This is a genomic window from Nocardia sp. NPDC003693 (genome assembly GCF_053981095.1).
In genome coordinates this window covers 165,191-191,072 of the sequence record NZ_JBSFNO010000004.1, presented here as the reverse complement: position 1 = coordinate 191,072, position 25,882 = coordinate 165,191, and the positions used below count along the sequence as shown (strand labels likewise).

The window sequence follows — 25,882 nt, the reverse complement described above, 5'->3', positions numbered from 1 at the left end:
TTCCGCCGGTATTGCTTTCGACCGGCGGAAGGAACCGGCGCCGGTCCGATACAGCACCCTCGACGCGCTGTCGGCGAAAGCCGCCGGGCCGGTTACTTCTTGACCAGCGGCAGTACACCTTCGCCGAACCAGTACGCCTCCTCGATGTGCGGCTGCCCCGAGAGGATGAAGTGGTCGACGCCGACGGCGCGGTACTGCTCGATGAGGTCGGCGACCTCGGAGTGGCTGCCGACCAGGGCCGTGCCCGCGCCCGGGCGCACCAGGCCGTAACCGGCCCACAGTCCGGGGTACACCTCGAGGCTGTCGCGGTCGGCGTTCAGTTCGAGCTGGCGACGCTGCCCTTCCGACTCGCCCTGCTGCAGGCGCGCCCGCGCGAGGTCGATGATGACCGGGTCCATGCGGGACAGCAGATTTCGCGCCTCGGCCCAGGCCTGCTCGCGGGTGTCGCGGGTGATGACGTGCGCCCGGATACCGAAAGTCAGTGTCCGGCCGTGCTTCTCGGCCCGGGCACGCACGTCCTCGATCAACGCGCCGACGGCGGCGGGAGGCTCGGTCCACGTCAGATAGGTGTCGACGTTCTTGGCGGCAACCTCACGCGCCGCGTCACTCGCCCCGCCGAAGAAGACCTCCGGCACCGGCGACGGCGCGGGCAGCACCATGGCGCCGGTCACGTCGTAGTACTCGCCCTTGAAGTCGCTCGGCTGCCCGGTCCACGCCTTACGGATGACCTGCAGGAACTCGTCCGTGCGGGCGTACCGCTCTTCCTTGGACAGGTAGTCCCCGAACCGGGCCTGCTCCTCCGCGTCACCACCGGTCACCACGTTCAGCGCGATCCGCCCGCCCGACAGCTGGGCGAAGGTCGCGGCCTGCTGCGCGGCGAGCGTAGGCGTGATCAACCCCGGCCGGAACGCGACCAAGAACTTCAACCGCGAGGTCTCCGGAATCAAGGCGGCCGTGGCGATCCAGGCGTCCGCGCACCACGTGCCCGTAGGCGTCAGCACCGCCTCGAACCCCAGCTGCTCCGCGGTCTTGGCCACCAGCGCCAGATAGTCCAGGCTCGGCGCCCGGTGCGCCGAGGCGGTCCCGATCACCCCCGCCGACTGCAAAGCCCCGATCACTTCCCGCCCGTCCCCCGAAGTCGGTAGATACCAATGGAAGTGCGGATCACCCATACGCCAAACTCCTTCGTGACCGGCCGGCGAAACTCGTTCCGGCCGCAGCCCTACAGGGTTCCACGCGGGGCGTGGGTCCCGAAGGGTTACGGCGGAGCTGATCCGAATTGCGCGGCACGACGAACGATGGGGGAACCATGACGGGTACGGCACTCAGGTCACTGGTGGTCGCGGCGGTACTGATGACCACAACGTCTTGCGGATTCGTGGCGACAAGCTGACCACGGGACCTCCCGTACCGATCAAATGGGAAGAGTGACACGCCGGTCGACGACCCGGGACATCACGAGCGGAGCGGTGGGCACCCGGCCTGGATATCGGTGGTTCAGTCGCCCTGGAGCAAGAGTCGGAACGACGGATGAGCGGGCGTCTATGCCGTCCAAGCCGTAAGACTGCACATCATCCTGGCGAATTCCCACGGCAGAGAGCAACAGCGTACGAAGGCGCGGGATTGCGCCCGCATAATTCGACGATGAATCCTCCCAACGGCCTCGCCAACAGCAATACTCGATCCTCGAGACTTGCTGCCTATTCCGATCTGTGTAGCGATGCCGGTCCGATCCATGCACGAGTAGCGGCCGACCTTGGGGCAAAGCTGCTGGCCGACGAACCGCTGCCGTTCCATCAGGTCGCCTCGCCCACCTTGCTGCGGGTGCTGATCTCGCTGGAAGCTCCGGAGATTCCGTTCTTGAACGATCCGAGAGAACTGGCGCCGGGGCGGCGGTCACCACAATGGGAGTTCCTTTGTGAGCAGGTGGAGAACTGGGATGGTCTGTCTACTCGCCAGCAACTGCGGGTGGTGAAGGTCCTCGCGAAGCTGGCATTCTGGGGGTTGATCGTTGCCCTCGTCGCGCCCGGAAATCGCGATGCTTCGGGGTACGAGACGCGAGCACTGGCATACAGGCGGGACGCCGCGCTTCTGCAGCTCAATCCTGGCGATCGCGACGCCGCCACGGGAGTGCGCGACTTCACTGCTCGTACTGCGCTGGACGAGCACTTACCGGACGCTATGCGCCTCGGAGCGGCAGTGAACCTGGTTGTCCGCTATGCGCTCTCGGGTGGGCAGCTCGCCGACGTCGAGCACTGGGCGACAGTCGCGGAGTCGCTGTTCGGGTCCATTCCGGTCGAGGGTGAGGGTTTGCTGTTACAGAGCTGCTACTGGCGCGGGGTCAGCTTCGTGCCGTATCTCAAGGGCGATCACGACAGTGTCAGACGGATGCTGGACATGGCCGAGGAGGCCGCAGTCCAGGCCTGTGACGAGGCGTGCAACCCGAATTCGCTGCCTGCCCTGGAGAATCTGCATCCGCTGCTGGAGACGCGTGGCCGTGCGGCCCGGGACGCTGGTGACCTGGAGTCGGCTGAGCACTATTATCGCCGCCTCGCCGATCACGATCCACTGGACCCGAAGGGATGTGTCCGGCTGGCGGACTTCCTTTTCGGCGCCGGTCGAAAGCGTGAGGCACGAAACGAATACCTGCGCACGGTCGAACTCGGCGTGCCCATGACAACCTACGCGACGGCACGGGCAGCCCTATGTCTTGCACCGGAACAGCCCGGTGGGGCCACAGACATTCCGATTTGACAAGGCTCACTGCCGAAAGTGGTTGCTACGAGCAGGTTCTCAACGCTGGGAAGCACGATGCGGACACGTTTTCACCGAACCTAATACGATTTGCCTACCGGGATGTCCTCCATACCGGTTGAAGTCTCAAATTCCCTGTGCACCGATAGCCGCGGATAAGTGGCCGGTAGATCTGGGCTGCGCGGTTCCGGGAATCAGGAACAGATCTCGAAAGGTAGATACGTCATGGGTAATCTCCCCGAACTCGCGAACCGCAATTCGGAGGCATTGATGAGCGCCGCCGGACCCGCCCTGCGTGAGGCACTGCAGCGACACCTGCACGAAGCGCGTGCCGGCCGACGGGGCAACTTCAACTCCTTCATCGCCCCCGCCGAGTAGTCCGGACAAGTGCGTGATCCGTGGACGTGCTGACGCGCGGAGCCGTCCACGGGTTCGCCGCACCGAGTGCCAGGGGACCGCGCATCACAACGAGAGGATCAGAACTGATGGAGCAGCATCCTTGTGAATTGCCTTGGCATGGTTGGTCATCGGAGTTCTCCGCGCTACAGAGCGGCGGGTGGCGGCCATTGCCGTTCCACGAGTTCGTTGTCAAGATCCACGGCCGCTGCAACCTGGCCTGTGACTACTGCTACATGTACGAGATGGCGGATCAGAGTTGGCGATCCAAGCCGAAGGCGATGAGCCGGCAAATCTTCCTCGACGCCTGCCGGATGATCAAGGAACACGCGGTCCACTTCGGACTGCCGGTGCTCGACCTCGTTTTCCACGGCGGGGAGCCACTGCTGGTCGGACCAAGCGATCTGGAGTACTTCGCACGGACCGCCCGGGAGATCCTGGAACCGGTTGTTCAGGTGGGCTTGGGAATTCAGACGAATGGAGTCTTGATCGACGACGGTGTTCTGCGTATTTGCGACCGGTGGAACGTCAAGATCGGCGTCAGCCTCGACGGCGGAGAACCGGAGCACGACCGGCACCGGCTCGATCGTGCCGGCCGCGGTAGCTATGCCCGTGTCGTTGCCGGACTGGAGCAACTGATGCCCCCGCACCGGCGGCATCTGTTCTCCGGGCTGCTGTGCACCGTCGATGTGACGAACGACCCCGTACAGACCTACGAGGCCATGCTTCCCTTCTCGCCACCTGTAGTGGATTTCCTTCTGCCCCATGGCAATTGGACGACGCCACCGCCGGGACGCAAACCGGACTCCGCCGAGACGCCGTATGCCGACTGGCTGATCACGGTCTTCGACCGATGGTATGGCGCACCGGTACGGGAAACCAGTGTGCGGTTGTTCGGTGACATCATCGAGTTGCTGCTTGGCGGCAAGGCGGGTTCGGAATCCGTCGGACTCAGGCCGATCCGCACGGCCACCATAGAAACCGATGGCTCACTCGAACAGGTCGACCAGCTGAAGTCGGCGTTCGACGGCGCCGCGCTTATTCCGGTTCGGGGCAGCGGCAACCTATTCGATGCGGCGCTGCATGATCCGTCGATCGTGGCCCGTCAGATCGGCGCCGCCGCGCTGAGCGATACCTGTCTCGCTTGCCCAATCCACACCATCTGCGGCGGTGGGCATTACGTGCATCGCTATCGGGAAGGCGCCGGCTTCCGCAACCCGTCCGTGTACTGCGCGGACTTGACCAAGCTCATCACACACATCGAAGCGCGGGTGCGCGCCGATTTCGAAGCCGCACTGGCGATCAGTGGCACGGAAAGCCACACGCCCGCCTGACACCACCCCCTCGGCCAGCTCTCCGGACCTCACAGGAGCTCGACCATGACTGACCCCGGACTGCGCAGCAATCGGAACTTCGTCCTACTGTGGTCGGGAAACGCGTTGTCGCTGATCGGATTTCACGGGACCCGAATTGCCATTCCGTTGCTGGTCCTGGAGCTCACCCATTCCCCCACCATCGCTGGTTGGGCCGGATTCGCGCTCATTGCACCGAATCTGATCTTCCAAACCGCCGCCGGTGTGGTGGCGGACCACTACGACCGGATCCGCGTACTCCGGATCTGCCAGCTGGTCGGGTTCCTCTCGGCATGCATGGTGACGGCGGCGGTCGCCGCCGATCCACAAGGGCTCGCCCACATGATCATCGTCGCCGCGTTCCTCGAGGGCGCCGTGTACGTCTTCATCGAAGTCTGCGAGGTCGGTGCGGTGCGTGATGTCGTGCCCGAATCACAACGCCCGGCAGCTTTTTCGTTCCTCGAGTCCGAACAGCCGATCGCCTTGCTCGTCGGGCGCGCCGCGGGCGGCGCGATCTACGGACTGGCGCGCTGGCTACCGTTCGCCGTCGATGCGGCCTCCTATCTGTACTGTCTGGTCACCCTATCGTTGATCCGCCGCGAGCAGCCTTCGACGCCGGTGGCGCCCCGGGCGCGGCCGAGCGCAGGCGATATTGCCGCGGGCCTACGCGTCGTATGGAATGAACCGCTACTGCGTCTGACGACGACGGTCGCCGCACTGTCGAACATGATCATTCAGATCGTGCTTTTGCTGATCCTGTTCGAACTGACCCATGACGAACGTCCGGCTTGGACCGCAGGCGTCGTGCTCGCCGCCGCAGGCGTCGGCGGAATCCTCGGCGCTGTGATAGCAGCCCGGATCACCACGCGTTTCCCTGCCGCACTGATCTACCGCAACGGGTTGTGGGTGTGGACGGCGCTGCTCATCCCGATCGCAGTGAGCGACAACCCCTTCCTACTCGCACTGTGCTGGGGCGGCATCGGTGGCGTCGGCGTGGCGGGTAGTGTGGCGTTGACGATCTATCAAGTCGAAGTCATCCCTGAGGAAGTATTCGGCCGAGCCATCGCGGCGATGGGACTGATGACCAACGGCGCGGCGGCATTGGGCGCGCTCGCCGCCGGCTACTTGCTGTCAGTGTTGGGACCTGTTCCGACGGGGTGGATTTCGTTCGCGCTGATGTGCGGACTGGCCGGCATCGTGAACGTGAGTCGGTCTGCGCGTCCGACCGCGCTCCGTTCGGCGAATCAAGACACCACGAAGGCTGGGCGGACGACAGAATTCGGCCGTGGGGCCGATAACGGCGGAGTAGCGCCATGCGCTTCAGAGCCGCTCAGCGACCTATAGCCGTCACCCCGAACGCCGAACACGACTATCGCGTCCGCGCCGCTCAGCACCAGATCAGAGCCGTGGCCGAGACCGGCTACAGAAACTGCGTGAGATGGGCATGCTGTTCGCCTTCCCCGAATCGCTCTACGGAGGCGGCACCAGCCACACCCGCCATGCCCCCGGCTATCTCGGCGCACGCCGGTCGACGGCCCGGGACATCACGAGCGGAGCGGTGGGCACCCGACCTTGATATCGGTGGTTCAGTCGCCCTGGAGCAAGAGTCGGAACGACGGATGAGCGGGCGTCAGCGGCCGCACGGCACGAAAATCCTTCTCATCCAATGTCAGGATGTCGTTGGTGAGGTACCGCTCGGCGAAGACCACTGTGACCGCGTCGGCCAGGTCCAAGCGGAGGCCGCGATACTGCTCGATGATCTTCTGCGCGACTCGGAGATCATCGCGGTCCACCTGCGGCACGAGCACCGTGCCCTCCTCGGCCGAGGTGAGTAAGTCATCGAGTACGAGATCGGCTGTGCGGCGGTCTTTTCCGAACCGTGCCACGAGCAGATGATCGACCTCGTCCAGCACCAAGGGAGAGACAACCGCAACAGAAGTGGAGAGGAACTCGCGCGCTCGCTTGTGCAGTTCCGCGGCACGGTCGTACGCGGCGATGATTGCCGAGGTGTCGGCGATGAAGAAGCTCACTCGCCGTATGCCTCGTCGAGCAAGTCCTTACTGTTGGCGGCAAACCCCGGATCGCCGGAATCGAACGACGGCCACGGACGGGTGCGGCGGACGCGATGCGACCGCAGCAGGACCAGTTCGATCCCCTCACGGATCAAATCGGCTTCCGATCGCCCGGCAGCTTCGGCAGCCTCTTTGAGACGGGCAGCCTGCTCGGGATCCAGGTACACGCTCGTTTTGGCCTTCATAAACGTAGGGTACTACGTAGGGCATCTTCCGGGCCGCGTGTTACCGGAAAACAACAGAGCCGCAGGTCGATGACCTGCGGCTCTGCAGTGAAGTGGAGCTAAGGGGACTCGAACCCCTGACCCCCACACTGCCAGTGTGGTGCGCTACCAGCTGCGCCATAGCCCCGTGTTCAGTTCTCGCTCGCGGGGCGTGCCCCGCTTGCTTGAACGAAGTTACACGAGGTGTGTCGGACAAACCAAATCGCCTGGGTAAAGGCTGGCAATGACGATCTTCCGGGGGTAGCCTCGAACACATGTTCGACAGCAGAGAGGTGGAGGCGATGGGCGACGAAGAGCTGATCGATGCGCTGCGGCGGGCACACGGAGCGGCGGCTTTCGCGCACGCGGCGGAGGTCACGGCGGTGCGGGAGGTGTATCGACGGCATCGGGCCGAGAACGCCGAACCCGGGCCGGGCGGCACGCGGGCCGGGGAGTTCGCGGCCGCCGAGATCGCCGTCGCCGTCCGGGTCTCCGAAGGGGTGGCCGCCGCGCTCATCGACATCGGACTCGCGCTCGACTCGCTACCGCAGACCAAGCTCGCCTTCGCGGCCGGGCGCATCGACCTCTCCCGGGTGCAGGTGATCGTCGAGAGCATGCGCGGACTCTCCCGCGAGGTGCGCGACGCGCTCGAACCTCGGCTGATCGACACCGCCATCCGCTCGGACCCGGCCCGGCTGCGACAAACCGCGCGGCGCTGGCTCATCCGGCTCGACCCCGACGGCGAGCGGCGTCGCCGCGAAGCGCGCGAGGAGGACCGCGACATTCGGATCCGCGCCGTCGAGGACGGGATGGCGGTGTTCGACGGGCTGCTACCCGCGGCCGGCGCGCAGACCCTCGCCATGCGGCTGCGCGAGATGGCGCTGCAGGTCTGCGACCACGATCCGCGCACCATGCCGCAGCGGCGGTCCGACGCGCTCGTCGCGCTCGCCGAGGGCAGCACCCAGCTCGGCTGCCGGTGCGGGCGCGGCAAACTCTGCCCGGCCGCCACCGCGCCGGTCAGCACCCGACGCCCGCTCGTGCAGGTCGGTGTCTCCGCGGACACGCTGCTCGGCCTGCGCGACGATCCCGCGTTCCTCTCCGGATATGGGCCGATCGACCCGGCGCTGGCGCGCACGCTCGCCGAACACGCTCGGTTCCAGGTGATTCCGGAGTACTTCCCGGACGAACAGCAGGCCGGGGCGGAAGAACAGACAGGAGACGCGGGCAGCACACCACCGCGAGCCGATTCCGTTCCACGGCAGCGCAAATCGACCAACGTGGTCGCGGTGCGCGCCGAGATCGAGGAACCACGACCGGTCGTGAACGACACCGCTCCCCGGCCGGGTCAGGTGCATCCGAGTTCGCGGCGGCCGCAGACCGAGGCCGCGCTCTGGGCCAAGGCGAACCGGGAAAGACTGAGCGCGAGACCGATGCTCGACGACTGGTCCCGGCCCGAACGCCTGAACCCGCACGCGCCCGCCGCCCGGATCGACGACCCGGCACCCGCGGAGCCGGCGGATTCGCCACCGGTCGTGGCGTATTCGGTCGACCGGGGAAACCTGGTGCCGCGCGTGCGGCTGCGCCCCTTCACCGCCGCGCCGCCGCGCGAGGTGCGTGCCGTGGACGGACACTGCCGGTTCCCCGGCTGCACCATGCCCGCCGCCGAAACAGTTGTCGCACAGTTCAAACCGGTCCGGGCACTGCGCGCCGTTCCATCCGACCCCGCCGCGAGATCGGTGCTGTGCAGCCACCACTGCCGCCTGAAGCTGCTGGCGGACAGCGGAAAACAGCCCTGGCGCGTCTACCTCTCCGACACCGATCACATGCGCTGGATCGACCCGAGCGGCGAGTCGCACGAAACCATCCGCGAGGGCGCCCGATACCTGTTCCCGCACACCGACATCGACGCGCCCACCTGGCCGAGCGCCCTCCGCCGCGCCCTGCCCCACACCGACCTCCCCATCCCCCGCCCGTTCCCGGTGGACCTCGCCTATCCCCTGGAGTCACACCCCCTGATCCACGCCCAGCTGTCCCGCTGCACGCCGGAGAACGACATCCCCGAGCCGGCCGCCCGCACCGGAACGCACTGACCGCAGGTGACCATCGCGACAAGAGCGTCCGCGACAGCCGACGAGCGGCTGCCCACCGCGCACACGCCCGTCGAATCACCACCGCGCCGGCGGTAGCCCGGTAGCCGTCATCCCGCTCCCCCGAAACCAGGAGCCGATCGGCTACGTCGACCCGAGGTTTGTCCCGACCCTCGGTGCGATGGACGGCCGACGGCTCCCGCCAGGGGTGCGGTCCGTCCGGTGGCCCCACCGGACGGACCGCACTCCGCCTACGTCCCCGGCACTCCGGAAACCCGAGACCACGGGGCCGCATCCCGGTGCGGCCCCTCGCCCGGGGTGCGGCCCTCCTGTCCATTCGATGGGCCGCACCCCAAACGTGTTCGTCCGCAGCGGAATAGCGGCCGAGCCGCCCGCCGCCGCGAGAACCTCGGGACTACTTGCCCGCGTTCAGGACCCATTCGCTGTCGTTGACGTCGGCCTTCTTGCCGTCGACGAACACCGTCGGGGTCGCCGCCTTATCGCTGCCCAGGGCGGACTTCAGGGAGCTGATCGCGGACTCGGCGTGGCCGCGGGCAGTCTCCAGGCGGTCGCCGGTGATGATGCAGCTGACCACATCGGCCGAGGCGCCCGCGTTCTTCGCCAGGGCGGCCAGGGCCGCGTTGTCGTGGTCGGCCGCGCGCTCCTCGGGCTGGTCGGTGGTGAACAGGGCCGTGTGGAACTTCGCGTAGACGGGACCGTCGCCGGCCTGGGCGACGCACTCGTTCGCCGCCACCGCGCGGGTGGAGTAGTCCTTGCTGCGCGAGGCGTCGTCGAGGAAGTTCACGAGGCGGTAGCGCACCGCGATCTTGCCCTCGTCGACCTGCTGCGCGATCTCCTGGCCGTAGCGGCGCTCGAGCTGCCCGCAGGCGGGGCAGAGCGGATCCTCGTAGATCTCAACGGTTTTCGCGACGCCCGACTTGCCGAGCACGATCGCGCCGTCGGAGTCCAGCGCGACGCTCACCTCGGGATTGCGCGAGGAGCCGTAGCCGTCGTTGCGCACCTCGTCCCCACCACCGCTCCACTGCATGACGGCGAAGACGATCAACCCGATCACGACAACGGCGACCGCCGCGAGGGCATAGGTGGTCTTGCTCGAGACCGGCCGCGGAGTGTGTTTCGAAGACGGTGTGCTCACCCCGCCCACTCTGCACCACCGCGCGCCCGAACGCCCACCCACCCCGCCGGGAACGCCCCCACCGTTCCGCGCCCGACGCCCGGCGCCGGCCACGACGGACTCTCCTCACCACGCGAGCAGCGTCACGCCTGCCACATCGGCAAGAGCCCCGCTCACACCACCGGCGTAGGCGCGGACTCCTTGCGATGCAAGGTCTCCGGCACCGCCAGCCACGCCACGGTCGCCGAAGCCAGCAGCACACCCGTCACCCCGAGCGCCAGCCCGTACGACACCTGATCAGCGAGCAGCCCGATCAGATACGGCCCCAGGAACGTGCCCAGGTCGGCGGACATCTGATACCCCGCCAGCACCGGCCCGCCGCGGGTGTTCGGCCCGACGATATCGGCCACCGACGCCTGCAGCGCGGGCGAGAACATGCCCGACCCCAGCCCCGCCACCGCCGAGGCGACCAGGAACCACGGCAGGCTCGGCGCCAGCCCCAGCCCAGCGGTGCCCAGCGCACAGACCAGCGTGCCCGCGATCAGGAACGGCTTGCGCCCCAGCGTGTCCGACCAGCGCCCGGACAGGAACAGCACCGCCGCGTTGCCCGCCGCGAACACCGTCAGCGCCACACCCGCCATGGCCGCGCCCTCGTCGAGCACCTCCACGACGATGAGCGGCACCAGCGCCATGCGCACGCCGAACACCGCCGCGCCGTTGCCGAAATTGGACCAGAGCGCGGCCCGATACGCCGGGTTCGCCAGCCCCTCGCGGAAGGTCATGATCCGCATCGCACCGGCCGTCTCCGGGGTGACCAGCGGGGAATCCTTCAGCGCCACATACACGATCAGCGACGCGATCAGCAGCGCCACGCAGTAGATGAGGAACGGCGCGCGCAAACCCAGGAACGTCAGCGCGCCGCCGACCAGCGGCCCGCTGATCGACCCGATCAGAAAGCTGGTCGAGTACACCCCGGACACCCGCCCGCGCTCGGCGGGCGGCGACATCCGAATCACCAGCGCCAGTGAGGACACCGTGAACATGGTCGACCCGATACCGCCCAGCGACCGCAATACCAGCAGCTGCCAATAGGTCTGGGCGAACGCGCACGCCCCCGTCGACACCGCCACGATGATCAACCCGGTCAGATAGACCGGCCGCTCCCCCAGCCGCTGCATGAGCTTGCCGCTCATGGGCGCGAAGATCAGCCGCATGAGCGCGAAGGCGCTGATGATGAACGAGGCCGCCGCGACCCCGACACCGAAGCTGCGCGCGAACTGCGGCAGCGCGGGCGCGACGAGACCGAACCCGATCGCGATGGTGAACGCCGACCCCACCAGTACCCAGATCTCGACCGGCAGGGCCTTGGATCTAGCCACCGTTCAGGGCCTGTCCCACCATCTCCTCCGCGGCCGCCTGCACCTGCGCGAGATGCTCGGGCCCCTGGAACGATTCCGCGTAGATCTTGTACTTGTCCTCGGTGCCGGACGGGCGGGCGGCGAACCAGGCGTTCTCGGTGGTGACCTTCACCCCGCCCAGCGCCGCGCCGTTGCCGCGGGCCCGGGTCTGAATGCCGGTGATCGGTTCCCCGGCTATCTCCTTCGCGGTAATCATGTCCGGCGTCAACGCCGACAACCGCGCTTTCTGTTCCACGGTGGCGGCGGCGTCGATCCGGTTGTAGGCCGGGCTCCCGTATCGCTTCTCCAGCTCGGCGTAGCGTGTGGACGGGCTCTGCCCGGTGACCGCGGTGATCTCCGCGGCCAGCAGCGAGAGCAGAATCCCGTCCTTGTCGGTGGTCCACACGGTGCCGTCCATGCGCAGGAACGAGGCCCCCGCGCTCTCCTCACCGCCGAAAGCCAGGCTCCCGCTGAACAATCCGGGCACGAACCATTTGAACCCGACCGGCACCTCGTACACATCGCGGCCCAGCACCCCGACCACGCGATCGATCATCGAGGAGGTCACCACCGTCTTGCCGATCTTGGTCAGCGCGTCCCACCCCATCCGGTTCGCGATCAGGTACTCGATCGCCACCGCCAGGTAGTGGTTCGGATTCATCAGTCCCGCATCGGGAGTCACGATGCCGTGCCGATCGGCGTCGGCGTCGTTGCCGGTGGAGATGTCGTAGTCGTCGCGAATAGCCACCAGCGAGGCCATGGCGTAGCGCGAGGACGGATCCATCCGGATCTTGCCGTCGCCGTCCAGGGTCATGAAGCGCCAGGTCGGATCGACGAACGGGTTGACGACCTCGAGCTCGAGGTCGTACCGCTGCCCGATCTCCTCCCAATAGTCCACGCTCGCACCGCCCATGGGGTCCGCGCCCAGCCGGATCCCGGCCCCGCGCACCGCGTCCAGGTTCAGCACGTTCGGCAGATCGCCGATGTACCGGTCCAGGTAGTCGTAGCGCTCGACCTTGCCGGCCAGCGCGGTGGCCAGGCTGGTGCGCTTGACGTCGGCGAGCCCGCCGCGCAGCAGTTCGTTCGCGCGGGCGGCGATGGCGTCGGTGGCCACGGTGTCGGCGGGTCCGCCGTGCGGCGGGTTGTACTTGAACCCGCCGTCGCGGGGCGGATTGTGCGACGGCGTGACCACGATCCCGTCCGCCTGATGCCGGGTGCCGCCGCGATTGTGCCGCAGCACCGCGTGGCTCAAAGCCGGTGTGGGCGTGTACCTGTCCCGTGCGTCGATCATGGTGGTGACGTCGTTGGCGGCGAGCACCTCGAGCGCGGTGGTCCACGCGGGCTCGGACAGCGCGTGCGTGTCGCGGGCCAGGTACAGCGGCCCGGTGATGCCACGACTCGCCCGGTACTCCACGATCGCCTGCGTGATGGCCAGGATGTGCGCCTCGTTGAAGGCGACGTCGAGGCTGGACCCGCGATGGCCCGAGGTTCCGAAGGACACCAGCTGCGCGGGCACGGACGGATCCGGGATGCGGCTGTAATAGGCCGTCACCAGGTGGGCGATGTCCTCGAGATCCGTGGGCCGCGCGGGACGTCCCGCGCGATCGTGAGCCATGCTCGCACCGCCCTTCCGTATCGCCTGCGCCCGGCTGGTCATCAGCATCACGGTTCCACCCGCCACCCGGACCGGGCCGCGACCGGACGTGCCTCGCCGCCGATCACTACGTTCGCCACCGCATAGCTGTCAACGCTCTCCTCAGCCCATCGAATCGTTGCACAGCCGAACGTACCGAGCGCGGCCGGTGCCCCGCGAGACCCGATTCCCGCGGCGCCGAACTCCCAATGATGCGCTCCCACAGCGTCCGGCGGGCCCGCAGCCCCCGATTCGGCGGCTTTCACCCGCGGCGGGCGCGGCGTACGGACGCCGGAGGCTCGCGGAGCCTGCACCCGATCGGGCAGATAGCGGGCCGTCATGCCGACCCTATCGCCCCGTGTCACCGGTGCGGCCGTCATCGCCGAACCTCACCCATCACGTGCCCCCGTTCCGTCGAGCCGTTCCGACATCCACCGTGCCACGCCCGTCCCCGCCACGCGCCCGGCGATATCGACCACCGTCCCCCGAGGTGGCCGGGCGCGGAAGGGATCCGGCCCGTTTCCAGCAGTCTACGAACTTCCGGGCCGTCGCAGCAGGGGCGCGATGCCGCCGGCCGGGCCGAGGCGGTGACCGGCGCGTCCCCGAACTCGCGCCAGTTGTTTGCCATTTCACTGCGAAAGGGTGTGTTGCTGAAGCCGAATGAACGCCCGGAACTGCAAGGATGGGGCGGCTTGCCAGGTGTTGTCCCATCGGCCACGAGGAGAGCCAACTTTGTCGGTACGGCAGTCGATCAGAAGCATGCTGTTCCGAACCTGCGGAATTGCCGCAGTAGCGATCGCGGTGGCGACCAACGCACCCACCGCGCACGGCGCGGTGTACCCCGTTCCCGAAGCGGACGGTTTCTACTACGCCCCAGGCGATCTCGGCGCCAGCGCACCCGGCGATGTCCTGCGCTCGCGCATGGTGGGCGTCCACGGCTGGCCCGGTTCCACCGTGTGGCAGTTGCTCTTTCACTCCACCGATTCCAGCGGCGGTCCCATCGCCGCGGTGACCACGGTGATCGTGCCGCCCGGCGGCGGCAACCACCCGCTGGTCTCGTACCAGCCGTTCGTGAACTCGCTCGGCCTGCAGTGCGCGCCATCGCACGCGCTCTTCGACGGCGGGCTCAAGGAATCCGCCGCGCTGAACATGCTGCTGGCCCGCGGCTGGGCGGTGGCGGTCCCGGATCACCTGGGACCGACCAGCGCCTACGGCGCGGCCCGGCTCGGCGGCCAGATCACCCTCGACGGCATCCGCGCGGCCAAGCGTTTCGCCCCCGCGGGCCTGGGTGATTCACCGGTCGGCATGGTCGGCTACTCCGGTGGCGCGATGTCCACCGGCTTCGCGGGCGCGCTGGCCGCGGAGTACGCACCCGAACTGCCCATCGTCGGCATCGCCATGGGCGGCGTGCCGGTGAACCCGGGCAAGATGGCCATTCAGGTCGGTGACACCCCGCACCCGCTGTTCGGGCTGGGCTTCGCGGTGGCGATGGGCATGGAACGGGAGTACCCGGGCGAACTGCCGCTCGGCAACGCCCTGACCCCCGCCGGCTTCGCCATGCGCGATCGCATCGCCAATGCGTGTGTGGACGACATCATCTCGGCCGGCGCGGGCCACACCATCGGGGAGATGTTCAACCCGGGCATGGAGAACGACCCGACGCTGATCAGCACCTTCCACGCCAACGCGCTGGAGATCTACCCCGGGGTGCCGCGCGCCCCGATCTACCAGTGGCACGGCGGCAACGATCAGGTGCCGCTGGATCTGGCGATGAACACCGCCGCGAAGTACTGCGGCGCGGGCACCCCGGTGCAGTTCGACGTCATCCCGGGCACCGATCACCTCACCGCGATCGCGCCCGGCACGATGAACGCGATGGGCTGGATCGGCGATCGTTTCGCGGGCAGGCCCGCACCGTCCAACTGCCGCTGACGCTTTCGACGGTCGCTCGAATAACAGCACACGGGAACACGACAGGGGCCCACTCGCGATTCGCGAGTGGGCCCCCGTCGTACCGCGGGACGGCCGGTACCCGAGTCGCCGCGCGCTCGTTCGTGAGCCCGGCGCGCGGCTATTCGAATCTCAGTGCGCCAGAACCGGTTCACCCTCCGACGGCTGCGGGACAGTGTTGGGCATGATGAATCCGGTGATCACCGCGCCGACCACGAAGATGGCCGCCGCCCACCAGAAGGTGGTGGTGTAGCTCTGCACGGCGGCCTCGGCCAGCGTCTGCGGCGACGGAACCCGCTCGGCCACATAGTCATCGAACGAGGACGCGGCCAGCGTGCTCAGCAGCGCGGTGCCGATGGAACCGCCGACCTGCTGGCTGGTGTTCACCATGGCCGAGGCCACGCCGGCGTCGGTGTGATGCACGCCCGAGGTCGCGCCGATGAACGCGGTCGACATCGCGGTGCCGAGGCCGACGCCCATGAGGATCAGGCTGGGCAGGATGTGCGTGGCGTACGCGGTGTCGACGCCGATGTTCGTCAGCAGCGCCATGCCCACCGCGGCGATCAGGAAGCCCGCGACCACGGTCGCGCGCGGTCCGACCCGGGGCACCAGCAGCGAGGGCACCGTCGTGGAGGAGGCCACCATGCCCGCGACCATCGGCAGGAAGGCGACGCCGGTGACGATCGGCGAGTACGACAGCGACTGCTGCATGTAGTAGGTCAGGAACAGGAACATCGCGAACATGCCGATGCCGATGGCGAACACGGTGATGTAGGACGCGGCACGGGTGCGGTCCAGGACCACGCGCAGCGGCAGCAGCGGGTTCTTGACGCGCTGCTCCAGGAACACGAACACGCCGAGCAGGATCACGCCGCCGATCAGGAAGCCCAGGGTCGCCGAGTCGGTCCAGCCGTCGGTCTCGGCCTTGGAGAAGCCGTACACGATGGCGAACAGCGCGGCGGTCACCGAGAGCGTGCCGGGCAGGTCCAGTTTGGGCCGCTCGGTGGCGGTGTGCTTGGCCAGCAACAGGATCGCGCCGACCAGCGCGACGGCCGCGAAGACGAGGTTCACGTACATGACCCAGCGCCACGACGCCCATTCGGTGAGCGCGCCGCCGAGCAGCAGGCCCAGTGCGCCGCCGGCGCCCGCGATGGCGCCGAAGATGCCGAACGCCTTGGCGCGCTCACCGGGCTCGGTGAAGGTGACCGTCAGCAGCGAGAGCGCGGCGGGCGCGAGCAGCGCGCCGAACACGCCCTGCGCGACACGCGAGGCGACCAGGATCTCGAAGTTGGCCGCGGCGCCGCCTACGGCCGAGGCGACGGCGAAGCCGATGAGGCCGGCGATGAAGGTGGTCCGGCGCCCGAACAGGTCGGAGAGGCGGCCGCCCAGCAGCAGCAGACTGCCGAACGCCAGGGCGTAGCCGGTGATCACCCACTGGCGGTCGGCGTTGGAGAAGCCCAGATCGAGCTGGGCCTCGGGCAGCGCGATGTTCACGACTGTCGCGTCGAGCACGACCATCAGCTGTGCGACGCCGAGTACGGCAAGCACCCACCAGCGCATGGCGTGCGATCCGCGCCTGCCGTCACCGGCCGGCGCGGCCGCCGCGGGCTCTTTCTCGAGAGCTGTCGTCATGGTTGTTCTCCTCGTCCCCTAGGATTAACGGAGAGCCCATCTCCGTTTACCGATCAAAGCTAACAGCTAAACGGAGAAACAGCCTCCGGATAATCCCGTCTCCTGTTAGGATCTGGGTGTGAATCACGTCACCACCGCGCCCCCACCTCGGCGTTTGCGCGCGGACGCCGCCCGCAATCAACAGCGGATCATCACCGCGGCGAGCGAACTATTCGCCGAGCACGGTCTCGAGATCACGCTGGACGATGTCGCCGCCAAGGCGGGCGTGGGCGTCGGCACCGTCTACCGCCGCTTCGCGAACAAGCAGGAGCTCATCTCCGAGGTGTTCGACCAGAACGTCTCGGAGTTCGCCGCCGCCGTGGACACCGCGCTACACCACCGCGACCCATGGCAGGGCCTGGTCGAGTTGTTCGAATACGCCTGCCAGCACATGGCCGCCAACCGCGGGCTCAGCGAGGTGCTGCTGGAGATGCGCGACAGCATCGACCGCTTCACGTGCGTGCGCGATCGCATCCAGCCCGGCATGCATCAGGTCGTGCAGCGCGCCAAGGATTCCGGCGTCGTGCAGCCCGACATCGAACCCGGAGACTTCTTCGCCCTGGTGAACATGGTCGACGGCGTGGCCGGCTTCGCGCGCACGGTCAATCCCGAGGTGTGGCGGCGCTACGTCGCGGTCGTCCTCAACGGCGTACGCGGCGACTCGGTCCCGCGCCTGCCGCTGAACGTGCCCGCGCTCACCGACGACGAGGTACACGCGGCGAAAGTCGCGATCTGCGAGAAGAGCAAACGCTGACGATCACGCCCGCGGGACCGGCCCACCGGTCCCGCAGCGCGAGAAGCGGAAGAAATTCGCACTCCAGCTAGCTTTTGGTCACATTCCAGTAGCGCACATCACACTGCGGGTTTAAAGTTGGTCGCATGACCAACTCATGGGTGAACTGGGCCGGAGATCAGAGCTGTTCTCCGGCGTCCTTCGCCGCACCGGGCTCGCCCGAGGAAGTCGCCACCGTGCTGGCGCGGGCCGAGGCCGCCGGGCACACCGTCCGAGTCGCCGGATCGGGCCATTCCTTCACCGAGACCGTGCTCACCGACGGCACCCTGATGCGCCTGAACAAGCTCGACAAGATCCTCTCGGTGGATCGCGCCACCGGCCTGGTCCGCGCCGAGGCCGGCATCACGCTGAACGCCGCCAGCACCGCGCTGCACCCGCTGGGCCTGGCCTTCCCCAACCTCGGCGACATCGACGTGCAGTCCATCGCGGGCGCGACGGCCACCGGCACCCACGGCACCGGCGCCAAGCTCCAGAACCTCTCGGCCGCACTGCATTCGGTGGAGCTCATGCTCGCCGACGGCAGCCGGGTCGAACTCAACGAGCAGACCGATCCCGACGGCTGGCGCGCCGCGCGGGTGAATGTCGGCGCGCTGGGCGTGGTCACCGAGGTCACCATGCAGATGGTGCCGTCGTTCGTGCTCGAGGGCGTCGAGCGGCCCGAGCCGGTCGAGGACGTGCTGGCCGACCTGGACACCCACGTCGACGGCAACGAGCACTTCGAGTTCTACATGTTCGCGCACAGCCCGCTGGCGATGACCAAGCGCAACAACCGGGTCGAGCTGCCCGAGCAGCCCCGGCACCCGATCGTGGACTGGTTCTCCGACATCCTCATCACCAACCACACCTTCGACGCGCTGTGCAAGCTCACCCGCGCGCAGCCGAAGCTGATCCCGTACGTGCAGCGGGCCGCGGCCTACGCCGGCAGCTACCGCCGCCAGGTCGAGCGCTCGCACCGGGTCTTCGCCAGCCCCCGGCTCTTCCGCTTCACCGAGATGGAATACGCCATCCCGCGCGAGCATTCGGCCGACGCGATCCGCGAAATCAAAGAGGTCGCCGCGCACTTCGACACCGTCATGCCGATCGAGGTGCGCTGGGTCGCGCCGGACGACGCCTTCCTGTCCCCCGCCGGCGGCCGCGAGACCTGCTACATCGCGGTGCACCAGTACGCGGGCATGGAGTACGAGCCCTACTTCCGCGCCTGCGAGCGGGTGTTCGACCAATACAACGGCCGCCCGCACTGGGGCAAGCGGCACTTCCAGACCGCCGAGACTCTCGCCGAGCGGTATCCGGAGTGGGAGAAGTTCGCCGCGGTCCGGCGGCGGTTCGACCCCAAGGGCCGTTTCACCAACAACTACATCGAACGGGTCCTGGGGCCCGTGGGCTGAGTCCACGCCGCGACCTCCCCGAGCCGGGTGCGCACGCACCCGGCTCGGCGCTTTTCTGGGCACCGGGTCCGGAGCCGACTATGCTCATTTGCTGAAAGATCGCTGCAAGTGCGTTTCTGTTCGTCGGACTGTCCCGGATGCACGCCCGGTCCCCGGGTGTGACCACACGCGAGGAGGTTTCGATGTCTGAGATCAACGACAAATTCGACGAGGCGGCCGGCAAGGCCAAGGACGCCGCCCAGGATGCCGAAGCCAAGGCGCGTGAGGCCGCCGACAAGGCGAAGTCCGCGACACAGGACGCCGCGAAGGACGCCGAGGGCAAGGCGGACCAGGTCGAGGAGAAGATCAAGGACGCGGTCGAGGACGTCCGGGAGAAGGTCGGCGGGTTCGTCGACAGGGTGAAGGACAAGCTCGGCGGCGGCGCGAAGTAGCCGCCGGTATGCCGACGAATGAGGACAACGGTTTGACCGCCGCCGCCGGGCAGCTCGCCGAGAAGGCCAGCGGAGCCGCCGCCGAACTCTCCGACCGCGCGAGCACCGCCGCGGCCGACCTCGCCGATATGGCCAAGGCGTTCGCCGACAAGATCAACACCGAGGATATGCAGGGCACCCTCGAGGACGTGCGCGCCAACCTCGAGCACGCCGCCCAGGACGTCATGGCGGCGGTCAACGCGATCGTCGAGGCCTTGAAGGACCGGGTCGGAAAGTAGGCCATCGGGTGCGGGGGCACCGGTCCCCGCACCCGCCGCTCCCGGACACCCGTGCGACTCGGCGAGGTCGAGCGCGGTTGCGCTCCGGCGCGGTTCGAACCACTCGACGGAGGACGGCTGCCCGTGAGCGCACCGAAGACCACCTCGTCCGATCCGGCGCCCGTGCATCCCCGGGCGGCGGTGGCGCCCCGGGTGTTCTGGCCATCGGCGATCGTGGTCGCCGCCTTCACCGTCTACGCCATCGTGTTCCGCGATCTCGCGGCGCGCCAGGCGAAAGCGCTGCAGGACAACGTGATCGGCGGATTCGGCTGGTACTACATCGTCATCGTGACGCTGTTCGTGGTGTTCGCGATCTGGCTCGGGGTGGGGCGCTTCGGCGACATCACGCTGGGACAGGACGGTGAGCGCGCCGAATACTCCATGGGCGCTTGGCTTTCCATGCTGTTCGCGGCGGGCATGGGCATCGGCCTGGTGTTCTGGGGCGTGGCCGAGCCACTGTTCCACTACGACGATCCGCGGCCCGGCGTCGGCGACACCGCGGCCCAGCGCGCCGACGCCGCCATGGTGCAAACGTTCCTGCACTGGGGAATTCACCCCTGGGCCATCTACGTGGTGGTCGGGCTGGCCATCGGCTACTCCATTCATCGCAAGGGCAGGCCGGTCTCGATCCGCTGGTCGCTGGAATCGCTGGTGGGCGATCGGATCCGGGGCTGGCGCGGGGACGCCATCGACATCGTGGCGGTCATCGGCACCGTGTTCGGCGTGGCCACCTCACTGGGCCTGGGCATCCTGCAGATCTCGGCGGGTCTGAACTATCAGGGCTGGCTGCACGAACCCGGTAAGGGCCTGCAGGTGGTGCTGATCCTGGTGGTGACCGGCCTGGCCACCATCTCGGTGGTGACCGGCGTCGACAAGGGCATCAAGCTGCTCTCGCAGGCGAACATGGGCATCGCGGGATTGCTGATGCTCTTCATACTGGTCGCCGGGCCGACGCTGTTCATCGTCAACGACCTGGTGCAGAACATCGGGGCGTACATCCAGTCGCTGCCCAAGATCAGCCTCTATACCGGTGCGACCGAAGGCCCGACCGGCACCGCGTGGACCCAGCAGTGGACCGTCTTCTACTGGGGCTGGTGGATTTCCTGGGCGCCCTTCGTCGGGGTGTTCATCGCGCGCATCTCGCGCGGGCGCACGGTCCGCGAATTCGTGGCCGGGGTGCTGCTGGTGCCGACGCTGCTGACCTTCGTCTGGTTCGCGGTCTTCGGCGGCGCGGCCCTGAACCGCGAGATGTTCGGCGGCGGCGGCCTCGTCGGCCCGGACGGCCCCGATCGCGACAGCGCCCTGTTCGCGCTGCTGGACACCCTGCCCGGCGGCAGTCTCACCGCCGGCCTGGCGATCCTGGTGATCGTGCTGTTCTTCGTCACCTCCGCCGATTCCGGCGCGCTGGTCATGAACATGCTGTCCTCGGGCGGCAATCCGGAACCGCCGACCTGGAGCCGGGCCTTCTGGACCTTCGCGACGGGCGGTGTCGCCATCGCCCTGCTGGTGGCCAGCGGCGAGGGCGCCTCGGCGCTGACCACCCTGCAAACCGTGGCAATCCTGATCGCGCTGCCGTTCAGCGTGGTCATGCTCGCCATGTGCTGGGCCCTGGTCCGCACATTCCGGGCCGAGCAAGCCGGACGAGCCCCGAAACGGCAGGCCGAGCCAGCCCCGAAGCAGTAGCTCGCGAGACGGCCCCGCGCCCGCCGACGACCTGCGAACCGAGTTCGCGAACCGGTGCCGGGAGAGTGATAGCCCACCCCGGACTGTGTGATGTGAGCGTCGTCAAGCCGGGTGCACCGAGTTCGAATCACGTGGTCCGGAGCCTTTAGACTGCGGCGAAGTACATAACGGAGTCGTCACGGATGGGGTTACACAGCGTCATGCTCAAGGGTTTCAAAGATTTCCTGATGCGGGGCAATGTTATCGATCTCGCGGTCGCGGTGGTCATGGGTACCGCCTTCACCGCCATCGTGACCTCGGTGACCAAGGGCCTACTCGAGCCGCTGCTGGCCGTGCTCGGCGGGAACAGCGAATTCGGGCTGGGCTTCCAGATCATCGGCAGCAAGCCGGCCACCTTCGTCGCTCTCGGCCCGATCATCAGCGCGGTCATCAACTTCATCACCGTCGCCGCGGTGCTGTATTTCATCCTGATGGTCCCCATGACCCACCTGCAGCGCCGCCTGGCCCGCCAGACCGAGATCAAGGCCGATCCCACCGAGATCGAGCTGCTCGTCCAGATTCGCGATCTGCTGGTCGAGCAGAACGCGGGCAAGTCCGGCGCGGAGTCGCAGTCGGACGCGGTCACCTCCGCCGTCAATCCGGCATCGGTCCACTCCGCGGCCGTCACCCCCGGCGTCCCGGCGCGGCATCCCGAGCGCGCCGACAAATAGGCCGCGATTCTCCTCGAACCGGACGTCTTCGGTCCGCGCGCCCTGCCGCGGACCGCACACGGACTATCGTGCTAGCCAGAGTGTTGCTGCTGTCCGGCCGGTAGGCGTCTATCCGAGGAGGCTCGCACGTGGGTCGCATCCCGCCCCGGGAACTTTCGCAGGATCGACCCGACAGCAGCGCCGAGCCGATGCCCGGTCGCTGGGCCATGCTCGCCGTGCTGTGCGCGAGCCTGGGTCTGGTCGCCATGGACGCCACGATCCTGAACGTGGCCCTGCCCTCGCTGATCGATCACATGGCGCCCAGCCCGATGCAGCAGCTGTGGATCGTCGACCTCTACGGGCTGGTGCTGGGCGGTCTGCTCATCACCTGCGGCGCGATCAGCGATCGATTCGGCCGCAAACGGCTCTTCATCACCGGCTTCGTGCTGTTCGGCCTGGCCTCGGTGGTCGCCGCGACCGCGAACGATCCGGGCCAGCTCATCGCCGGGCGTGCGCTGCTGGGCGTCGGCGGGGCCATGGTCATGCCGTCCACGCTCTCGCTGATCCGCAACATCTTCACCGACGATCACGAACGCACCCAGGCCATCGGCATCTGGGCCGCGGTGGCGGGCGCGGGCGCGGCCGTGGGCCCGCTGGTCGGCGGCCACCTGGTGGAGCGCTTCGGGTGGTCGGCGGCGTTCTGGCTGAACGTCCCGGTGGTGGTGCTGACCGTGACCGCGGGCCTCTGGCTGCTGCCGGAATACCGTGCGCCACAGCACGGCAGGCTCGACTACTTCAGCGCGGTGCTCTCGGTGCTGGGCATCGTGGCACTGGCGTGGGGTATCAAACACGTGGCCAAGGGCGAGCCCGCCGCCACGGATCTGCTGATCCTGCTCGCCGCCTTCGCCCTGCTCGGGCTCTTCGCCTACCGGCAGCTGAAATCGCCGGACCCGCTACTGGACGTGCGGCTCTTCCGCAATCGCGCGTTCACCGCCGCGGCGCTGGCGACCCTGCTGGCCATGCTCGCCATCGGCGCGGCCCTGTTCCTGATCTCGTTGTGGCTGCAGTACATTCACGGCTACACCCCGTCCGAGGCGGGACTGCGCACGGTACCCGCCGCGATCGCCACGCTGCTCGGCTCCCTCTCCACGCCGTGGTTGCTGCGGCACGTCAGCGTGCGCTTCCTGATGGGTTTCGGATTGTTCACCCTCGCAGCGGGTTTCCTGCTGCTGGCCGCCATTCCGACCACCACCTATCCGCTGGTCGCGGTGATTCTCGTGGCGCTGGGCATCGGCGACGGCGTCGCCATCACCACGGCGGCGGCGGTGCTGGTCGCCTCGGTGCCGGCGGAGCGGGCCGGGCAGGCGGGCGCGGTGGAGGAGACCAACTACGAACTCGGCATCGGCCTGGGCGTCGCGCTGCTCGGCAGTATTCACGGCAGGCTCTTCGTCACCCACATGACGGATCTGCCGCTCACCGGCGATCAGCTCGACACCGCGCGCGGTTCGGTAGGCGGCGCGGCCTACGTCGCGCACGACATCGGCGGGCCGACCGGTGATCGGGTGCTCGAGATCGCCCAGCACGCCTTCGATTCCGCGCTCACCACCACCTCCTGGATCTCGGCGGCGCTGGTGGGGACGGTGGCGGTGCTGACCGTGGTCCTGGTGCCGCGCGGGTTCAAGGCCACCGCCTCGCACTAGCGAGCCGCGGTCACTCTCGATCGAGCACGATCCGGCGCTGAACAACCGCTTTGGACACCTCGACCAGGGACATCTCGTGGGTGAACGCGTAGGCGCGCAACCGGGCGCAGGCATCGGCCCTGCCGATACCCAGGCGCGCGCTCGTGAGTGCCGCAGCCTCGTGAATCCAGCGGCTGGACAACGGTTGTGACCATCGCCGCGCCTCCTGCCCGGCGGACAGCACCAGGCTCGCGGTGACCAGATCGGCGACGTGGAGGGCCGCGGCCATGAGCAGCGGTTCCGGGCGACCGGGAGCGTCGCGGTACAGGTCCATCGCGCCGAGCCGGATATGGCCGAGCCGCAGCGGAACCGCGAACATGGAACCGGCGGTGGGGAATCCGGTGAGCGCCTCGGCGAAACCCGGCCAGTGCCCGCAGCCGGCGAAGTCGCTCACCAGGACGGGAACCCCCGCCGACGCCGCCGAGACCGCGGGCCCCTCCCCCGCGGTGGCCTGCGCCGCTTCCACCCGGGACGCGAATTCGTCACTGGCACACCAGGGCTGCAGGCCGGCGTCGCGCTCCTCGAGCACGATAGCGGCACGCCGCACGGGCAGCACTCGTACGCACGCCCCGCACACCGCCGTCAATCCGCCTCCGGCGTCGCGAACCGCGCGTAGAAACTGCCCCGTCAATGGGTCGAACCGTGCCGAAACCATGCTGCGAACCGCCCCGTGATCCTCGCTCTGCCATGAGTATTCGGTGCTCGGGGCTCATGGTGCCGTCACAGCTCGGCAACAAAAAGGGCCGAAAGTCACTCCGGGCCAATGCCGCTCACGCGAGCCGCGGAGGTCTCCGCGGCTCGCGTGCCCTGGGGAAGCGGCTACTTCACCGCTGCGGCGGGCTTGTGCGACACCCCGAGCCGGTACAGCCCGCGCAGGTCGTAGGTGTGGGTCACCACCGCGCCCAGCAGGACACCGAAGGCCAGTCCGAACAGCGTCATCCAGATACCCGTGCCCAGGCCGGCGGCGAGGTGCCCGTCGAAGTAGAGCAGCGCGCGCACCGAGAGGTAGATCTGGTGCATGGGTTCGAAGTTCGCGAGCACCGCGATGTAGCGCGGGGTCGCCTCGACCGGGATGGTGCCCGAGGAGGACGGCAGGCCGAGCACCACGAACACGATCATGTTGATGAGCAGTCCGGCGGTGCCGAAGGCGGCCAGGATGGACAGCCCGGTGACGCTGACCGCCGCGACCGCGAGCGCCCCGTACAGGAACAGCGGCAGCGCGTGGTCGATGGGCATGTCGAGCAGGGTCGCGATCGCCAGGAACAACGCGGACACTATGGGCGCGGTGACCAGCGCGATGGCCCATTTCACCAGCAGGGTGCGCCAGCGGCTGATGGCCACGGGCTGCACGTCCAGGAACCAGGGCCCGTATTCGGCGGGCAGGTAGCCGAGTTTGTTGTCGACCATGCCGTGAATGAGCATGGCCCCGCTGAATCCGGCGAACAGCAGGATCAGGGTGTAGAAGAACGCGGACAGGCCCTGGCCGGTGCCCTCGGGCAGCGGGCGGAAGGGGCTGACCGAGATGTCGATCGGGGTGGCCAGCTGCAGGCGCGCCGCGCCGGTGAGTTCGGCGGGGGCCGCGCCCGGCGTGGAAGTCAGTGCGGCACGGACCTGTTCGGTGAGCTGGGCGCCGACGGTGTGGTTCACCTCGGTCATGGCGCGGTCGCTGACCCGCTGCACGATCTGCGCGGCGTAGGTGCCCGCCCGCGGGTTGGTGTGCACGGTGATGACGGGCCGCTCCACGTCGCCGGGCACCACCGCGGCCGTGCCGAGGATGCTCAGCCGCTTGGAGAAGTCGCTCGGGATGATGATGGCGCCGTAGATCCGGCCGTCGCGCAGCTGGCGCTGGGCCTCGCCGACGCCGACCAGGCGCAGGTCGACCTTGTCGGCGGGGACCTTGGCGATCAGGGCGTCCGCGATCTGGTTGCCGACGTTCACGGCCTTGCCGTCGACGATGTCGCCGTCGTCCTGGTTGACCAGGGCCACGGGGAAGTCGTGCAGGTTCTTCTCGGGGTCCGAGGTGTACCCCAGGTACATGGTGCCCAGCAGGGCGGCGAGCAGCGTGACCACGAAGATCGGCGGTATCCAGCCGCGCAGGGGCAGCCCGAGCCGGTGCCCGGCACCGCCCGCGGGGCCGCCGCTGTCCGGAATCGCCGAGGGCGCACTGTTTTTCGGCACGGGCTCACTCCCATTCG

The 25,882-nt window shown here is 68.1% G+C and carries 22 protein-coding genes and 1 tRNA gene; 13 read left to right on the top strand and 10 right to left on the bottom strand.

Annotated features, from left to right (window positions below):
• Nucleotides 1-92: 92 nt before the first annotated feature.
• Entirely contained in the window at nt 93-1,172 is a 1,080-nt protein-coding gene (locus ACWDOP_RS07730) for an LLM class flavin-dependent oxidoreductase (protein ID WP_454201435.1), read from the bottom strand.
• Between the two features lie 472 nt (nt 1,173-1,644).
• Here ACWDOP_RS07730 and ACWDOP_RS07725 point away from each other — a divergent pair, with 472 nt between their 5' ends.
• The 4 genes from ACWDOP_RS07725 (at nt 1,645) to ACWDOP_RS07710 (ending at nt 5,846) form a co-directional block, all read left to right on the top strand.
• On the top strand, nt 1,645-2,754 hold the full coding sequence (locus ACWDOP_RS07725) for a tetratricopeptide repeat protein (RefSeq protein ID WP_456344421.1): 1,110 nt from the start codon (nt 1,645-1,647) through the stop codon (nt 2,752-2,754).
• Between the two features lie 225 nt (nt 2,755-2,979).
• Nucleotides 2,980-3,132 carry a hypothetical protein gene (locus ACWDOP_RS07720; protein ID WP_456344420.1) on the top strand — a complete coding sequence of 51 codons (153 nt, stop codon included), beginning with the start codon at nt 2,980-2,982 and terminating at the stop codon, nt 3,130-3,132.
• A gap of 107 nt (nt 3,133-3,239) precedes the next feature.
• Nucleotides 3,240-4,484, top strand: a complete 1,245-nt coding sequence (locus ACWDOP_RS07715) for an FxsB family cyclophane-forming radical SAM/SPASM peptide maturase (protein ID WP_456344419.1) — start codon at nt 3,240-3,242, stop codon at nt 4,482-4,484.
• Nucleotides 4,485-4,529: 45 nt separating this feature from the next.
• Nucleotides 4,530-5,846, top strand: coding sequence for an MFS transporter (locus ACWDOP_RS07710; protein ID WP_456344418.1), 1,317 nt, complete (start codon nt 4,530-4,532; stop codon nt 5,844-5,846).
• A gap of 242 nt (nt 5,847-6,088) precedes the next feature.
• On the opposite strand, the gene ACWDOP_RS07705 is transcribed toward ACWDOP_RS07710, so the two are convergent.
• The 3 genes from ACWDOP_RS07705 to ACWDOP_RS07695 form a co-directional block, all read right to left on the bottom strand.
• A complete protein-coding gene (locus tag ACWDOP_RS07705; protein ID WP_456344417.1) occupies nt 6,089-6,532 on the bottom strand; it encodes a PIN domain-containing protein in 444 nt (147 codons plus the stop codon).
• A complete protein-coding gene (locus ACWDOP_RS07700; RefSeq protein ID WP_456344416.1) occupies nt 6,529-6,759 on the bottom strand; it encodes a ribbon-helix-helix domain-containing protein in 231 nt (76 codons plus the stop codon). The genes ACWDOP_RS07705 and ACWDOP_RS07700 overlap by 4 nt, the downstream gene beginning before the upstream one ends.
• A 93-nt stretch (nt 6,760-6,852) precedes the next feature.
• Nucleotides 6,853-6,925, bottom strand: a tRNA-Ala gene (locus tag ACWDOP_RS07695).
• A gap of 127 nt (nt 6,926-7,052) precedes the next feature.
• Here ACWDOP_RS07695 and ACWDOP_RS07690 point away from each other — a divergent pair.
• On the top strand, nt 7,053-8,867 hold the full coding sequence (locus ACWDOP_RS07690; protein WP_456344415.1) for a DUF222 domain-containing protein: 1,815 nt from the start codon (nt 7,053-7,055) through the stop codon (nt 8,865-8,867).
• Nucleotides 8,868-9,279: 412 nt separating this feature from the next.
• On the opposite strand, the gene ACWDOP_RS07685 is transcribed toward ACWDOP_RS07690, so the two are convergent.
• From ACWDOP_RS07685 to pgm, 3 genes are all read right to left on the bottom strand, one after another.
• Entirely contained in the window at nt 9,280-10,020 is a 741-nt protein-coding gene (locus ACWDOP_RS07685) for a DsbA family protein (protein ID WP_456344414.1), read from the bottom strand.
• A 152-nt stretch (nt 10,021-10,172) separates the two neighbouring features.
• Nucleotides 10,173-11,378, bottom strand: coding sequence for an MFS transporter (locus ACWDOP_RS07680; RefSeq protein ID WP_456344413.1), 1,206 nt, complete (start codon nt 11,376-11,378; stop codon nt 10,173-10,175).
• Nucleotides 11,371-13,011, bottom strand: a complete 1,641-nt coding sequence (gene pgm, locus ACWDOP_RS07675) for a phosphoglucomutase (alpha-D-glucose-1,6-bisphosphate-dependent) (protein ID WP_456344412.1) — start codon at nt 13,009-13,011, stop codon at nt 11,371-11,373. The genes ACWDOP_RS07680 and pgm overlap by 8 nt, the downstream gene beginning before the upstream one ends.
• Before the next feature lie 777 nt (nt 13,012-13,788).
• On the opposite strand from pgm, the gene ACWDOP_RS07670 reads away from it, so the two are divergent.
• Nucleotides 13,789-14,961, top strand: coding sequence for a lipase family protein (locus ACWDOP_RS07670; protein WP_454209160.1), 1,173 nt, complete (start codon nt 13,789-13,791; stop codon nt 14,959-14,961).
• 150 nt (nt 14,962-15,111) lie between these two features.
• Here ACWDOP_RS07670 and ACWDOP_RS07665 read toward each other — a convergent pair whose 3' ends face one another.
• Complete coding sequence (locus ACWDOP_RS07665; RefSeq protein WP_456344411.1) at nt 15,112-16,611, bottom strand: MFS transporter; 1,500 nt, start codon at nt 16,609-16,611, stop codon at nt 15,112-15,114.
• A 118-nt stretch (nt 16,612-16,729) separates the two neighbouring features.
• On the opposite strand from ACWDOP_RS07665, the gene ACWDOP_RS07660 reads away from it, so the two are divergent.
• From ACWDOP_RS07660 to ACWDOP_RS07630, 7 genes are all read left to right on the top strand, one after another.
• Entirely contained in the window at nt 16,730-17,404 is a 675-nt protein-coding gene (locus tag ACWDOP_RS07660) for a TetR/AcrR family transcriptional regulator (protein WP_456344410.1), read from the top strand.
• A 125-nt stretch (nt 17,405-17,529) separates the two neighbouring features.
• Entirely contained in the window at nt 17,530-18,828 is a 1,299-nt protein-coding gene (locus ACWDOP_RS07655; RefSeq protein ID WP_456344409.1) for a D-arabinono-1,4-lactone oxidase, read from the top strand.
• Between the two features lie 182 nt (nt 18,829-19,010).
• The gene (locus tag ACWDOP_RS07650) at nt 19,011-19,259 is read left to right on the top strand and encodes a CsbD family protein (RefSeq protein WP_456344408.1); all 249 of its coding nucleotides are present in this window, start codon (nt 19,011-19,013) and stop codon (nt 19,257-19,259) included.
• Nucleotides 19,260-19,267: 8 nt separating this feature from the next.
• Nucleotides 19,268-19,537, top strand: coding sequence for a hypothetical protein (locus tag ACWDOP_RS07645; protein ID WP_454209155.1), 270 nt, complete (start codon nt 19,268-19,270; stop codon nt 19,535-19,537).
• A 123-nt stretch (nt 19,538-19,660) separates the two neighbouring features.
• Nucleotides 19,661-21,259, top strand: coding sequence for a BCCT family transporter (locus ACWDOP_RS07640; RefSeq protein WP_456344407.1), 1,599 nt, complete (start codon nt 19,661-19,663; stop codon nt 21,257-21,259).
• Nucleotides 21,260-21,441: 182 nt separating this feature from the next.
• Nucleotides 21,442-21,969 carry a large conductance mechanosensitive channel protein MscL gene (mscL, locus tag ACWDOP_RS07635; protein WP_456344406.1) on the top strand — a complete coding sequence of 176 codons (528 nt, stop codon included), beginning with the start codon at nt 21,442-21,444 and terminating at the stop codon, nt 21,967-21,969.
• A gap of 128 nt (nt 21,970-22,097) precedes the next feature.
• Complete coding sequence (locus ACWDOP_RS07630; RefSeq protein ID WP_456344405.1) at nt 22,098-23,648, top strand: MFS transporter; 1,551 nt, start codon at nt 22,098-22,100, stop codon at nt 23,646-23,648.
• Between the two features lie 10 nt (nt 23,649-23,658).
• Here the strand turns inward: ACWDOP_RS07630 and ACWDOP_RS07625 are convergent, their stop codons facing one another.
• Entirely contained in the window at nt 23,659-24,234 is a 576-nt protein-coding gene (locus ACWDOP_RS07625) for a GAF domain-containing protein (RefSeq protein WP_456344404.1), read from the bottom strand.
• A 272-nt stretch (nt 24,235-24,506) separates the two neighbouring features.
• Complete coding sequence (locus tag ACWDOP_RS07620; RefSeq protein WP_456344403.1) at nt 24,507-25,865, bottom strand: ABC transporter permease; 1,359 nt, start codon at nt 25,863-25,865, stop codon at nt 24,507-24,509.
• Nucleotides 25,866-25,882: the final 17 nt, after the last annotated feature.